Raw genomic sequence first — 14,061 nt, 5'->3', positions numbered from 1 at the left:
TCATTTCAACTACAAGCCATGTAGGATACATTGTACTTTTAGCCAAACACAAACGCTCTTTCGTGCTGATTTAAGCATAAAAGACTCCATCACTTGACCTTGTTTCTTGATGCGAATTTGCATATTTTTATTGATCTGAACATTTGTCACTTTTACAGCTTGAGTATGACTCACTGAATAATTTTTTTGATCTACTTGCACCTCATACTCACCATACTGTCCATATTGATGATAGTTCGAATCTATAGGTGCAATACAGAACTCAGCAGCATAAACAGAATGATTCAAAATAAAAGCAAAGCAGATCAATGTAAAAATATATTTCATCGTTTGTTCCGAATGATCACAACAACGTCTGATTTTTATTCTAAATTTATTTATTCTCACTCAACGATATGTCTACTGCAAATCTTAAAAGATGAGTGAGAATATTACTGATTACATTATTCTAAAACAATACGTGCATTCACAGGTTGTACAGGACGATTGTTTGGATGTGCCAATAATTTATTAAATTCATCAAACTGCGCTTCGGATGCAGACTGAATATCTTTCAACACAATCCAACGTACACCTTCGGTACATGGTGGTGTGGTTAAAGAGCCATTAAAGCGGTAATAATCCAATTTTTTCGGTAAGAAACTTGCTGCGTCCAAATTACCTGTAAACATAAAGCTTTGCCCTGCTTGCTTTGGCAAATTGCTCCATATTTGTGCCAAGCTTTGATTTAACTGACCTTTTTGATACATCACTGCAACCACAGCCAGCTCACCCTGTGCATTGGCATGCACCAAATGCATCTCCATTGGATAGCTCACGCCATTGATCTTATTTTCACTCGGGCTATGTAAATGGAATTGTTTTAAGACAAATTCTTGACCATCCAAGGTTAAGGTATTGCCTGCATTAAAGTCTACCTGAACTGTATGACCATTATTCACGATTGATTTTGCAGTAGCTGCATAGTTGAATTTTAAAGGTTCAAGTTTGGCACTTGTGGTATTTTTAATATCAATCGGTGACTGATTTAGACCCGAACAAGCGTGATATTTTTCACTTAAACTTGCCCATTTTTCAGGTGCATTATTTGCCTCATAGCCCCAGTCTGTTGCTTGATCTGCATATAATGTCGTACTTGTCCCCAATGACACAACAAGACCTAATAATACTTTTTTCACAGAAACCTCTTTTTTTAAATTTATAAAGAATATCGACCTTAGTCCATTGCTAAGGCACATATTTATTTTGAATAAAATCCAATATTTAGCTTTTAAAATCCGTAATACTAATGATTTAAATTTCTAAAAATAGATACAAAAAATATTAAATAATAAAGACTTAATTGTATCAATGATAAAAAATATCATTTTTAATCACTTTATATCCATAAGTCTTCATCTACATTCACATAATTTTTTAAAAAATTTAAGCTGATTTTATACTAAATATAGTACGCATCATTCTATAGAAAAGCCGCTTTTCTTCATCAAAATGCACTATAATCAATGCACATCGCTTCAGGGCGGGGTGTAATTCCCCACCGGTGGTAATTTAAATATGTTCTTTCTCACATATTTATTCAGCCCACGAGCTTATCATTTCTCATTAAATGATAGGCAGATTTGGTCAAAGCCAAAGCCGACGGTATAGTCCGGATGAAAGAAGACGACGTCACTTTTGAACTGATCCTTTTGGGTCGGTTTTGTAACGCCACTATTTCACATGTCCTGAAATGTTCAACCGTATTTTTTATTTTTACGAGAGCGTTTCAATGTCTAGTTTAATCCAACCCGAAATTTTCTTTTCAGCACTTTCTCCTGCTGAGCAACGTATCGAACAAGCTTTAGAAGATATGCGTCAAGGCAAACCTGTCTTGGTCATGGACGATTTTGATCGTGAGAATGAAGCTGATTTGATTGTTGCTGCCGAAACGTTGAATGTCGAAACCATGGCACGTATGATCCGTGATGGTTCGGGTATTGTTTGTCTTACACTCACTGCCGAGTTAGCAGACCATCTTGAATTACCACCAATGGTTGAGGACAATTCAAGCCATTTCAAAACCGCTTTTACTGTGACAATTGAAGCAGCAGAAGGTGTAACTACAGGTGTTTCAGCCAAAGATCGAGTTACAACTATTCAAGCTGCCATTAAAAATGGTGCTGTTGCAAGCGATCTTAATCGCCCCGGACATGTATTCCCTTTACGTGGTCGTGATGGTGGTGTTCTTACTCGTCGTGGGCATACTGAAGGTTCGATTGACTTAGCACGTATGGCAGGCTTAAAACCTGCGGGTGTTTTGTGTGAAGTGACCAACCCTGACGGTACGATGGCATCAGGCATTCAAGTCTTATCTTATGCGCAAACCCACCATTTGACGCTGATCACCATTGAAGAAATCGTACAGTATCGTTTAGCGCATGGCATTTAATACTGTCATTTTCTAAATAAAATAAATCCCAATATCGTGTGATATTGGGATTTTTTATCAATTTATTGATTTTAATTTTACAGATTTGGTTTTGCATAAAGCCAAACCATAAATCGGCCATTTTTGTGTCGCTTTGATATTATTGACCACAAAAGCCACCACAACCAAAGCAATTGCACCCAATAAAACTGGAAAAATTAAAAAACTCCAATCGTAATATACTGTATTGGCTGTTAATAAAATCACCAATGGATTTGCACCCGCAGGTGGATGCACACAACGACAAGCCTGCATTAAAGCAATAGCAATTCCCACAGAGAGTGCAATACTCCAAATATTAATTGCAAAAAATTTTAAGCAAATTAACCCAACCAAAGCAGAAATAAAATGTCCAAAAATAATATTTCTCGGTTGTGCTAAAGGTGATTGTGCCACGCTATAAAGCAATACACAGCTTGCACCAAAGGGAGCCATGATCCAGATATGCCCTGACCATTTTCCCAGCATAAGTAAAATCAAAATACTCAGGCTGCCACTAAGCCATCCTCGAAATATATCGATGAATTTTGGTCTTGGAGCTAATTTTTCCCGACCTGCAAAGATCATCATAAATTCCCCTCGCATTGCATTTATTGCATAAACTCGATAAAATCAAAATAGTACAGATCTGTACTATTTTCAAGAATTATTTGAAAATGAAATGTAGGAGCACAAAATGTCTAAATCAGCAGATAAGATTTTAACCACTGCAGAACAATTATTTAATGCACAAAGTTTTAATGCCGTAGGCGTTGATTTGATTCGTGATGAATCAGGCTGTTCAAAAACCACGATGTATACTTATTTTAAAAATAAACAACAACTTGTCTACAAAGTACTTAAACAACGAGATCAAAATTTTCGAGAAAGTTTAAAGGCTTTTGTCACAACCACAGATCCTTTAATCGCCATTGAGCAAATTTTTACATGGCATAAAGATTGGTTTCAAACAGATCATTTTAAAGGCTGTTTATTTGTACGAGCCGTTGCCGAATCATCGCAGCAGGATGTTGAACTGATTGAAATTTCAATACAACATAAAGTTTGGATTCGAGATTTCATCAGGCAACATATTGCAAATTTACAACATGCTGAACAAATTACTGAACTATTTTTTAATTTACTTGAGGGTTTGATTAGTCGTTTTTTAGTTGAAAATTACAATGAAAATGTAGCACAAGATGCACAAAAATCATTGTTATTGCTGGTAAATATACTTCAAAACCACACAGAATAAATACCATACAACGCAACTACAATCAAAATCACACCACAGCCCAACAATATTTTATGATAAATCTTAGACTTAGACAGTGCATTAAAACCCAAGTAAACCACTGATAAAGTAGCAAAATCTAAAATAATCCAACTCAAAGTCAGCAAAATTAAACTTTGATCTAAATTGTGCATCACATGCGTAAACTGCGGAAAAAATGAAGCAAAGAAAATAATATCTTTAGGATTTGAAATACCAACAAGAAAACCTTGTTTAAAACCACCTTGTACTTGGCTTGAAATTTCATCTGCTTGCTGCGTTTGACTCAAGGCTTCTCGCACGATTTGCACACCTAAATAAGCAATATAGATACAGCCTAAAATTTTGACCAGATCAAACCAATGACTGGCAATATTTAAAAAGCCCTTTAGGATCAAAACTGAGGTTGCGATCAACACTAAAGATGCGAGATTTGTACCAAAAATTGTATGCAATGCTTTTTTATAGCCACCTTGTAGACCTGCGCTTGCCACCAAAAGCATCACAGGTCCAGGCGTTGCAATCATGATAACAACAGCAACACAATAAAGAATATAGGCTGAAAAATCCAAAACTTATCCAAATAAAAACAGAGAATTGATTTGATTATTCATTTTATTATAAAGAGTGTAGTTCTGCATCTTCTTCCATTATTTTTAATAAATTATGACGAATACCATCTGCACGTAACCATGCCAGATCATAACTTGCTGTTGCCAGAGCCAAAACACGGCGCTCAAACTCATCCCACAAAGGCTTAACTTGTTTTGAACTGATACCCAAACCACTTTCATCTGCAAGTGAACGATTTTTTTCACAGATTTTTAATGCATAGTAAAGTTTTCGTCCTTTTGAAGCATTCTCAAGTACACGCACACGTTTACCTAAAATAAAACCTTCCACATGTTGTAACTGCGCAAAAGGTAACATTGGTACTAAAATTTGATCAAGTTGTGCATCCAAACGTTTCCAAACTGCCAAGCGTTGTTCTGCTGTATAAGTATTCCATTGAATCACTTCATGATTAAAACGGCGACATCCCCGACAAACCGAATCACCAAAAACCGTTGAACAGCGTCCTGCACATGGGGTTAAAGTTGGAATTCGACTTTTATTACTCAAAACATTTTCCTCATTTAAAAACCATATTTTTGCTATGGCTTTCTCGCAAATTTTTAAAATTCAGGCTAGAATACGCACCTAAATTTTTTCATATCTTAATACATTTGGAGTATTCCATGAACGCTACTGTAGAACAGCTTGCACCTGTAGAACAGCAAGCGACCACTGGTTGGGTTGTTGCAGCACTTTATCAATTCAAAGAAGTTCAAGATCCTGCTGATCTTCAACAACGTCTTTTAGACTTGGTAAAAACCATCAACTTATGCGGTACTCTAATTGTTGCAGGTGAAGGAATCAACGGTACTGTTGCAGGAGATCGTCAAGCAATTGATGTTATTCATCAATTTCTTTTAGATAATGATTTTAACAACATGGAATATAAAGAGTCACACAGTGATGATAAACCATTCCGTAAAATGAAAATCAAACTCAAAAAAGAAATCGTGACTTTGGGTGTTGAAGTTAAACCACGTGATTTGGTTGGACATTATCTAGATCCAAAAGAGTGGAATGAACTAATCGCACGTGATGACGTCATCCTGATCGACACACGTAATGATTATGAATATAAAGCAGGTACATTTAAGGGCGCAATTGACCCGAAAACTGAAAGCTTCCGTGAATTTCCTGACTACGTGAAAAAAGAGCTTGAACAGCACAAAGACAAAAAAATTGCGATGTTCTGCACGGGGGGTATCCGTTGTGAAAAATCAACATCTTTACTTCTACAAGAAGGTTTTGATGAGGTTTATCACCTAAAAGGCGGTATTTTAAAATACCTAGAAGAAACACCTGCGGATGAAAGCATGTGGGAAGGTGAATGTTTCGTTTTTGATGGTCGTACTGCGGTAACTCACGGTGTTGAAGAAGGTGTCAACATTAAATGCCATGCATGTGGATGGCCTTTAACACCTGAAGAAGTTGCACAACCAAGCTATGAACATGGCGTATCGTGTGTTTACTGTATCGATAAAACCTCTGAAAAGCAAAAAGAAGGTTTCCGTATGCGTCAATCACAAATCGTCGCGGCAAAACGCAAACGTCTGTAAGCTTTTTTTATAAATTTAAATTGCCATATTATTTTATGGCAATTTAAAGAATTATTTTTCTGTATTTTTCTTTTAATATTTTATTTATTTGCCAAGTTTTTCAGCATAAAGCTGAAAGTATGTTTTCACATCAGTGCCTTTCATATAAAACCGCTTGACTTAAAGTTAACTTTAACTTTTATACTCCTGTGATTCGTAGTCAACAGATCAAAAAGTGAGGACATCATGCAAGAACAATTTTGGCATGAACGCTGGGAAAATAATCAAATCGGTTTTCATCAAACTCTAGTGAATCCATTTCTTGAACAATACCTCTCTGCTTTAGCACTCAACAAAAATGCACATATTTTTGTCCCCCTATGCGGTAAAACATTAGATATTCATTGGCTTATACAGCAAGGTTTTCGAGTTTCAGGTGTCGAACTGAGTGAAATCGCCATTCAACAATTATTTGCTGAATTAAACCTTCCTCATCAAGTGATACATACTAAACAATTTAAGCATTATCATGCCGAAAACTTAGATATTTATGTTGGAAATATTTTTGATTTAACGGATGCTTTACTTCCTCAAGTTGATGCAGTTTATGATCGAGCAGCCTTAGTTGCTTTACCACCGAACATGCGCAAAATGTATGTACAACATCTACTTTCAATCACCCATCAAGCAGCTCAATTATTGATTCATTTTCAATATCCTCAACAAGACCTAGAAGGACCACCATTTTCTATCTCAGATGAGGAAATTAAAGATTTATACAGCATACTTCCACATAAAAAACTATTAAAAGCACAACAACTTTATCATGATTCACTCAATCAACGTATTCACAATAACAGTGAAATATGGGAAAAAGTCTGGTTAATACACGCTTAATTTTTAGTTATAATGATTTGAAATATATCAATAAATTTAAATCATGCTTTTTTATCTTAATATTTAAAAAACTAAAGCAATTAAAATATATGCTTTATATCTCATTTGTAAAATACCATCTATTTCAGGTGGTTTTTTACATTTAAATTACACCATTTATAAAAAACATAAAGTATTGATACATAAAATAGGCATTTTCAAAAAGAAGCTTACAGATTTACTTGCTAATATCAGAGTAATTCAATCGTTGAATTTTAAAGCTTTTATTATTGCTTTAAAAAATTATTATAAGGAAATTAATATTATGCAAAGAACATCTTATCTTCCATCTGAAACAATGAACTATCATTATGCAGAGATTACAACAACTCCTCAGCTTGAAAATATCAAAACTAAACTCGAGCAAGAATCACATTTATTTATCATCTGTTTAGGCATGCTCATTGGGACAATATTGTCTCTATTTATTGGCTATCATTTAAATACCACCTTGATGAATGTTTTTCTCTTGCTGAGTTTACCTGTCGCATTGACTTACTGTTTACGTAAAATCTATATTCACACGCTTATTCATTATCAAGAATAATTTGATATACAATGCCTTACAAAGATATACGCAGCATGACTTTACGAAGTAGACCACACACAATACTATAACTATCCACTTCCTCAGTGATGCCATAAAAAATGACTGAATGGATTATTTCCATCATGGAGCAATTGGGCTATTTCGGTATTGCCCTGCTGATGTTTTTAGACAATGTCTTTCCACCTATTCCCTCTGAAATCATCATGCCCTCTGCTGGACTCGCAGCATCACAAGGAAAACTGGTCCTCACAGGCGTTATTATTGCAGGCAGTCTAGGTTCTTTGATCGCTGCGGCACTACTCTATTGGCTTGGTCGTAAAATTTCAAAAAAAACGTTATTTAAATGGGTTGATCATTACGGTAAATATCTGTTTATCAAATCTACTGACGTTGAAAAATCTTTAGATTGGTTTGAAAAATATGGGCATCGTATCGTATTTTTTGGTCGTATGATTCCTGCTGTACGTTCTCTGATTAGTATTCCTGCGGGTATGAGTGGTATGCCCTTTTGGAAATTTATGCTGTACAGCGGACTTGGAACCATTATTTGGACAACTTTTTTAGCCAGTGTTGGTTTTTACTTTGGTGAAAATCAAGCTTTGATGCAGCAAATATTTAGCCAAGTGAGCTATTTTATTCTTGCGATTGTGATCATTATTGTGATTTGGATACTTTATCGTAAACAGCAACGCCATACTCAAAATAAACTTTAGCATCAAATCTCATTTAAAATCTTGATCATTTGTTCCATAAATTTTCATGATTTTTTGAAATTTAGGGCATTCTAAGGGATTCTCAAAATTACACTGTGCAACATGACGCAAGCCGTTGCGTAAAACATCCAATTGTTGAATATATTGATCAATATCACCTGCTTTTTTTAACAATACATCTTTTGCAATAGGTGCTTCTTTTACAGCAAGCATCTGTTTTAATTCATCTAAACTAAAATTGGCTTTTTTTCCTAAAATAATCAACTGCATGGTTGTAATCACATTTTTAGAAAACACTCTTTGTAAACCCTTGCGCCCAATCGAGTGAATTAAACCGATTTCTTCATAATAACGAATGGTTGAACTTTGAGTTTTAAATAAAGCTGCGAGTTCTGAAATGGTAATTTCTTGCATTGACTTAAAGTTGACTTGAATTTGTACACTAATTTTAACATATAAAATCAGTGTGCAAATATGAACATTTTCATTGTAAGTTTTGATGTCATTTTTATTGGTGTTATTGCAACATTAATTATTGATATTTATTCATTTTTACTAAATAAATACTTTAAAATTCCATCATTAAATTATGCCATCGTTGGACGTTGGCTATTAATTTTTATAAAGACCAGACAACTCAGACACCAAAATATTCAACTCGCACCATTACAAAATTTGGAAATATTCATCGGTTGGATGACACATTATCTCATTGGAATATTCTTTGCTGTTCTATTCATTTTGATCATGGGAATGTCATGGTTACAACAACCAGATCTATGTCATGCAATACTTTTTGGAATGAGCACTACACTCTTTCCATTTTTAATCATGCAACCTTGCTTTGGCATAGGATTTTTTGCTGCTAAAACAACACACCCTTGGCAAGCACGTTTAAAAAGCTGTACTGTTCATTTGCTTTTTGGTATAGGACTATTCTTGAGTGCACAATTACTAAATAATTAAAGCATATTTTAAATTTTATTTTCCACAATATACGACTTAGCTTATCTTAAAAACTAAATCGTATATTTCATCAGGAGGATAAATCAAAAATACTTAACCAAATAACTCTATGTTTTCATGAGTATTTTGTTATTTAATTTAATCAACTAATTCCTGAAAACCCTGCTGACGCCATGCTTCATACAAAATCACAGCAGTCGCATTGGATAAGTTCAAACTACGTGAATTTGGTGCCATCGGTAAACGAATCCAATGTTCTTGCGGGAACATCATGCGTACATCTTCAGGTAAACCACGAGTTTCAGGTCCCATCAATAAAGCCACAGGACGATTTAAATTTGAGGTATGCGGTGTTTCAAAACCTTTGGTGGTTAACGGATAAATTGCATCTTGATCAATACCCTGTGCTTTTAAATGCGCAAGACATTCAGCAAAATTTTCCCACACTTTCATGTGCGCCCATTCATGATAATCCAATCCTGCACGGCGCAACTTTTTATCATCCAACTCAAAACCTAAAGGCTTGACCAGATGTAATTGCGCACCTGTATTGGCACATAAACGGATAATATTCCCTGTATTTGCAGGAATTTCAGGTTCGTATAAAACAACATGTATCACAAATTTTCTCTACTGCTCTTAATCCCTCCAAGCTTCCCCTTTCAAAGAGAGAAACTCCCTCTTTTTAAAGAGGGGTTGGGGGAGATTTTATCGCCATCTTAACTGTTCACGTAAACTCACCACTTCACCAATAATGGTTAAAGTTGGTGCTTGAATTTGATGTTCTTCCACTTTCGATGCAATATCTGCCAAAGTACCAACCACCACTTTTTGCTCAGGTGTTGTCCCTTTGGAAATCAATGCAACAGGCATATTTGGACGTTGCCCATGTGCGATCAGTTTCTCGCAAATTTTCTCTAAGCCAACTAAGCCCATATACAGCACAAGAGTTTGATTTTCATAAACCAATTCTTGCCATGGCAACTCAGGCGAGCCTTCTTTTAAATGCCCTGTGAGAAAACGAACACTTTGTGCATAATCACGATGAGTCAGTGGAATGCCCGCATAAGCAGAACAACCTGATGCTGCGGTAATCCCCGGAACCACTTGAAAGGCAATGCCTGCATCAAATAATTCCTGAATTTCCTCACCACCACGCCCAAAGATAAAGGGATCACCGCCTTTTAAGCGACAAACACGTTTGCCTTGCGCAGCATATTGTACCAATAATGCATTAATGCCGTCTTGTGGTACTGAATGATTAGATCGCGCTTTGCCCACATAGACTTTTTCTGCATCACGGCGACACAGTTCCATAATCGCAGGCGATACCAAACGATCATAAATAATCACATCGGCTTGTTGCATTAAACGCAAAGCTTTTAAGGTTAATAGCTCAGGATCACCCGGACCCGCTCCGACCAAATATACCTCACCTTTTGGCTTTTTCCACGCTGTTAAAGCCTGTTCAATCAAACGATCTGCTTCATCAAGATGGTCATTAAACACCTGCTCTTTCAGTGGACTTGCGTACAAGTCCTCCCAAAAGATACGACGTTCATCAGGATTGCTGATTTTCTCTTTGACAGCTTTGCGCCATTTTCCTGAAAAATCAGCGAGTTTTCCCATACCATGCGGGATAGAGGCTTCGAGTTGGGTACGAATCTGACGTGCCAATACAGGTGAAGCACCATTGGTCGCAACTGAAACCACCAAAGGCGAACGGTCGATAATTGCAGGCACCATAAAGCGACAATGTGGTGGATCATCCACACTATTCACTAAAACATTCAAGTTTTCACAAGCTTCAAATACCGCCTGATTGACGGCTTTATCATTGGTCGCTGCAATCACCAAACGATAACTGCTTAGGCTAATTTCAGTATTAAATTTTTCAAGCTGATATTGCCCTTGTGTTGCATGTACCACATCCAATAAAGCTTGTTCAATTTCAGGTGCAACAACATGAATCACCGCGCCTGCTTTTGCCAAAAGCACCGCTTTACGATAGGCAATATGACCACCACCGACCAATAAGCAAGGCTGTTGTTGTAATTTTAATGAGATGGGAAAAATGTCCACGTACTGCCCCTATAGCCTTAAGGCTCAATATTATCATTATACGCCCGACCAATTAAATCAAAAAACGCTGATGAACGATTTCGATTTAATTGATTGACTCTCTTTCTCGTAGCTTGCCAATACAAGTCGTCTGTTGGTTCATTTTCATCATATTCATCCATATAAAAATCAACACGTTGCATATTCATACTCTGATAAATTGGATGCCATTCACCATTCACTTTGATGACCAACTCAGGATTGAGTAAATACTGTCCATGTGCCACTCGTTTAAACAGATATTTATTGTACTTATCACCACCATCCACTTCATTTTTCGACAATAAAGCACTGATATAAGTACGTTTTTGACGTTTTAATTCATAGAAAGATTTAGGCAATAGACTGAGATATTCCAAGATTAAGGCACTGTCAAATGCTCTTTCCCGACGTGCGTAACGTTGATAACCGTCGATTAAACTCATGACATACATCAATTGAAAAATCATGTATTCAGCTTGATGCGATTCAAGCTTAAATAAACGCTGATGAATCTGTAAGACAATACTGTCTTGTGGTAAATGTGCAGCGAATCCAAGCAAATCAGACGCATATTTCGGCTGTGTAATGACCCGTTGTAAAGCGATTTGCAGGACATTGAAGCCTTGTCCATCGAGCAGATCAACATCTGCACCATCTTGCAAAAGTTGTTGATAAAAATCATGATTGCCTGCCCACACGGCTGCCATCAATGGGGTTTGGTTAAATTCATTACGATGGTTAATACCGAATTTTTCAATTTTCTTCAGCAAAGCAGTCGGATGCTTCACTTGATAATTCATATAATATTTAGACAATAAGCCTTGCTCAGCTTTTTGCGCTCGCACTTGCCAACGCCCATTAAACACACTGATTGCAGGTTTAAAACCAATTTTTGCTAACTGTACAAGATACGCTTGATGTTGATAGACCACAGCATATTCAAACAACACCAATTGTGCTTTTTTGTCTTTTTCAATCAAGGCTTTATGTTCTAAATGCTTTAACTCACTGCCTTTTAACACCACCCAATTCGGCGTTTCCTCTTTTAAAATCTCACGGCGGATACGTTCTGCTTGCTCTTTTTTACCTTGTAATTCAAGCTTTTGTGCTTCTTTTTGCCATTCTTTTAAACTTGATTGTTGATCTGCTAAATCCAAAGTTTCCGCAGCTTGATCCATACCAAGCAGTTGGAAAATTTTATGCTGATCTTGTTGCTCAACCCAATAAATATTGGACATTGCCCGTGTTAAACCCACATATAAGGCATTGATATAAAACTTATAAATTTCAAGTGATTTATCCGCTTTATCTTTATTACGTGCATAACTAAAATCATGCTGTAAATCTTGCACCGAAATATCACTGCAAATTTCACTGAAATGTTGCGCAGATTGGCTGACAAAGTTATATAAAATAATATTTTGGTATTCCAAGCCTTTGGCTTCTTGGATGGCGAAAACCAAGGGTGTTTTAAATACACGCTGCGCCATTTTCTTCTGCTCTTCATGCATCACCACGACAGCAAACTGTGTAGATACTGAAGTTTTTTTATCGAGTTCATGCAAAATTTCAGGACGATTTTTCAGGAAATAAACCCCTCCCTGAATCTCTGCATTACTCTGTACCAAATAATGACTTTCTTTATCAATCGAACCAAAACGGGCGTTTTTCAATAACAAGACCCGATTGGAAATTTCAGTAATCCGCTGTGCATTACGGTAATTGTGTTGCAATATATGGGTGATTTCTGCGCCATGATGTAGCTCTTCATGACGATGAAACAGACTTTTGACTTTCGCCCATGAGAAAAAGTTGGGATGCACGATCTGATTGGCATCACCACACATTAAAAATAGCCCTTTTTGACTCAGACTATTTAAAATTAAATACAACTGAATTGCAGTAATATCCTGAACTTCATCAATGACCACAAAATCATAACTTGGTTTAACTTTGCTTAAATAAGCATAACTGAGGATATTTAAATCGGCTAAATTGTGTTTTTCTAAATCATGTAAATAATGTTTAAAAATCGCATAAACGTCTGCACGTTCATCAACATGGAAAATCGACTGCTTCACGCCCAAAGCCAAATAATCTTGTTCAGATAAATAAGCTTGATCGGTCATTGCGCCTGTCAGTACACCTTTAAATTCTTCATAAATACTGTGTGCACTAAATTTATGTTTATAGTTTGTCTTATACCATGACATAAAATAATCAATATCGGCAATATTCTGCGATGGTACAGCAATACTTTCGATAAAATCTTGGTAGGAATAAAAATCAACCAACTGATTTTCATTATAATAATGCTCTGAATAATATAATTCTCGTGAGTTTTTCACCAAGAATGAAGATAAAGTCACATACAGAATCTGCCCTTCAAGCTGCTTGATTTTTTCCAATAAAATCGCAGTCTTACCACTACCTGCCGAGCCAATAATCACCAAAGGTGGATATTGTTGATAAATATACTGCTGCACATCATCAAATGAAATGAATTTATTTAAATAGACAAATTGTGGATTATTGCTATTGATATAAACCATTTTCTCTTCAGTTTGAATCTCATCTACGGATTCAATCACAGGAATTAAATCTTCGTTGATTTCAATATCTGCATTTAAAAAGCGTGAACCTTGATAATCATGTTTTTTTAAATATTCTAAAATTAAAATATAGTTTTTATCTTGATATTGATAAATTGAAAATAAAATACGATCACTACGATTTAATTTGGCACGATATAAATTCGGCTGAATTTTTTTCACTTCTGCCGATTTAAAATCATTCTGTTTTAAATAATCAACGAGCTTTCCAAAGCCTGATATTTTTTCCGTTTCAAGCTCATTATAAATGAGTACATCCATGTCATTTTCACCATTGGAAAGTTAAAGTGTGCTGATTATTTTATC

16 protein-coding genes and 1 riboswitch are annotated in these 14,061 nt (G+C 35.9%); of the genes, 7 read left to right on the top strand and 9 right to left on the bottom strand.

Annotated elements, in window-relative coordinates:
- Positions 1–9: 9 nt before the first annotated feature.
- Together AVJ19_RS14700 and AVJ19_RS14695 are read right to left on the bottom strand one after the other, a co-directional pair.
- On the bottom strand, positions 10–327 hold the full coding sequence (locus AVJ19_RS14700; RefSeq protein WP_111860415.1) for a hypothetical protein: 318 nt from the start codon (positions 325–327) through the stop codon (positions 10–12).
- A gap of 116 nt (positions 328–443) precedes the next feature.
- Complete coding sequence (locus tag AVJ19_RS14695) at positions 444–1,178, bottom strand: carbonic anhydrase (RefSeq protein WP_416240585.1); 735 nt, start codon at positions 1,176–1,178, stop codon at positions 444–446.
- A gap of 332 nt (positions 1,179–1,510) precedes the next feature.
- A riboswitch (FMN riboswitch) is annotated at positions 1,511–1,671 on the top strand.
- A 100-nt stretch (positions 1,672–1,771) separates the two neighbouring features.
- Here AVJ19_RS14695 and ribB point away from each other — a divergent pair.
- Positions 1,772–2,431 carry a 3,4-dihydroxy-2-butanone-4-phosphate synthase gene (ribB, locus tag AVJ19_RS14690; RefSeq protein WP_111860413.1) on the top strand — a complete coding sequence of 220 codons (660 nt, stop codon included), beginning with the start codon at positions 1,772–1,774 and terminating at the stop codon, positions 2,429–2,431.
- A 57-nt stretch (positions 2,432–2,488) separates the two neighbouring features.
- Here the strand turns inward: ribB and AVJ19_RS14685 are convergent, their stop codons facing one another.
- Positions 2,489–3,040: an HPP family protein gene (locus tag AVJ19_RS14685; protein ID WP_111860412.1), complete on the bottom strand. Its 552-nt coding sequence runs from the start codon at positions 3,038–3,040 to the stop codon at positions 2,489–2,491.
- A 106-nt stretch (positions 3,041–3,146) separates the two neighbouring features.
- Between AVJ19_RS14685 and AVJ19_RS14680 the strand changes: the two genes are divergently transcribed.
- A complete protein-coding gene (locus AVJ19_RS14680) occupies positions 3,147–3,707 on the top strand; it encodes a TetR/AcrR family transcriptional regulator (RefSeq protein ID WP_111860411.1) in 561 nt (186 codons plus the stop codon).
- On the opposite strand, the gene AVJ19_RS14675 is transcribed toward AVJ19_RS14680, so the two are convergent.
- Together AVJ19_RS14675 and AVJ19_RS14670 are read right to left on the bottom strand one after the other, a co-directional pair.
- Positions 3,689–4,297, bottom strand: coding sequence for a LysE family translocator (locus AVJ19_RS14675; protein ID WP_111860410.1), 609 nt, complete (start codon positions 4,295–4,297; stop codon positions 3,689–3,691). The two genes, AVJ19_RS14680 and AVJ19_RS14675, sit on opposite strands and share 19 nt — an antisense overlap.
- A 46-nt stretch (positions 4,298–4,343) precedes the next feature.
- Positions 4,344–4,847 carry a DUF1289 domain-containing protein gene (locus AVJ19_RS14670; RefSeq protein ID WP_111860409.1) on the bottom strand — a complete coding sequence of 168 codons (504 nt, stop codon included), beginning with the start codon at positions 4,845–4,847 and terminating at the stop codon, positions 4,344–4,346.
- A gap of 116 nt (positions 4,848–4,963) precedes the next feature.
- On the opposite strand from AVJ19_RS14670, the gene AVJ19_RS14665 reads away from it, so the two are divergent.
- The 4 genes from AVJ19_RS14665 to AVJ19_RS14650 all read left to right on the top strand — a co-directional run bounded on the left by AVJ19_RS14665 (position 4,964) and on the right by AVJ19_RS14650 (position 8,074).
- Complete coding sequence (locus AVJ19_RS14665; RefSeq protein ID WP_111860408.1) at positions 4,964–5,896, top strand: rhodanese-related sulfurtransferase; 933 nt, start codon at positions 4,964–4,966, stop codon at positions 5,894–5,896.
- 225 nt (positions 5,897–6,121) lie between these two features.
- Positions 6,122–6,772, top strand: a complete 651-nt coding sequence (gene tmpT, locus AVJ19_RS14660) for a thiopurine S-methyltransferase (protein WP_111860407.1) — start codon at positions 6,122–6,124, stop codon at positions 6,770–6,772.
- 304 nt (positions 6,773–7,076) lie between these two features.
- Complete coding sequence (locus AVJ19_RS14655; protein WP_111860406.1) at positions 7,077–7,358, top strand: FUSC family protein; 282 nt, start codon at positions 7,077–7,079, stop codon at positions 7,356–7,358.
- A 125-nt stretch (positions 7,359–7,483) separates the two neighbouring features.
- Positions 7,484–8,074 carry a DedA family protein gene (locus AVJ19_RS14650; protein WP_111860405.1) on the top strand — a complete coding sequence of 197 codons (591 nt, stop codon included), beginning with the start codon at positions 7,484–7,486 and terminating at the stop codon, positions 8,072–8,074.
- 9 nt (positions 8,075–8,083) lie between these two features.
- Here the strand turns inward: AVJ19_RS14650 and AVJ19_RS14645 are convergent, their stop codons facing one another.
- Positions 8,084–8,488: a MerR family transcriptional regulator gene (locus AVJ19_RS14645; RefSeq protein ID WP_111860404.1), complete on the bottom strand. Its 405-nt coding sequence runs from the start codon at positions 8,486–8,488 to the stop codon at positions 8,084–8,086.
- 60 nt (positions 8,489–8,548) lie between these two features.
- Here AVJ19_RS14645 and AVJ19_RS14640 point away from each other — a divergent pair, with 60 nt between their 5' ends.
- The gene (locus tag AVJ19_RS14640) at positions 8,549–9,040 is read left to right on the top strand and encodes a DUF2938 domain-containing protein (RefSeq protein WP_111860403.1); all 492 of its coding nucleotides are present in this window, start codon (positions 8,549–8,551) and stop codon (positions 9,038–9,040) included.
- 138 nt (positions 9,041–9,178) lie between these two features.
- Here the strand turns inward: AVJ19_RS14640 and AVJ19_RS14635 are convergent, their stop codons facing one another.
- From AVJ19_RS14635 to AVJ19_RS14625, 3 genes are all read right to left on the bottom strand, one after another.
- Entirely contained in the window at positions 9,179–9,661 is a 483-nt protein-coding gene (locus tag AVJ19_RS14635) for a tRNA (cytidine(34)-2'-O)-methyltransferase (protein WP_111860402.1), read from the bottom strand.
- Between the two features lie 87 nt (positions 9,662–9,748).
- Complete coding sequence (gene cysG, locus AVJ19_RS14630) at positions 9,749–11,122, bottom strand: siroheme synthase CysG (RefSeq protein WP_111860401.1); 1,374 nt, start codon at positions 11,120–11,122, stop codon at positions 9,749–9,751.
- 17 nt (positions 11,123–11,139) lie between these two features.
- The gene (locus AVJ19_RS14625; protein ID WP_111860400.1) at positions 11,140–14,016 is read right to left on the bottom strand and encodes a UvrD-helicase domain-containing protein; all 2,877 of its coding nucleotides are present in this window, start codon (positions 14,014–14,016) and stop codon (positions 11,140–11,142) included.
- Positions 14,017–14,061 lie beyond the last annotated feature (45 nt).

The organism is Acinetobacter sp. CFCC 10889, from assembly GCF_003268395.1.
In the GTDB taxonomy this organism is placed as follows: domain Bacteria; phylum Pseudomonadota; class Gammaproteobacteria; order Pseudomonadales; family Moraxellaceae; genus Acinetobacter.
Note: the sequence above shows the minus strand (reverse complement) of the source record. Positions and strands in the feature narration are given on the sequence as shown.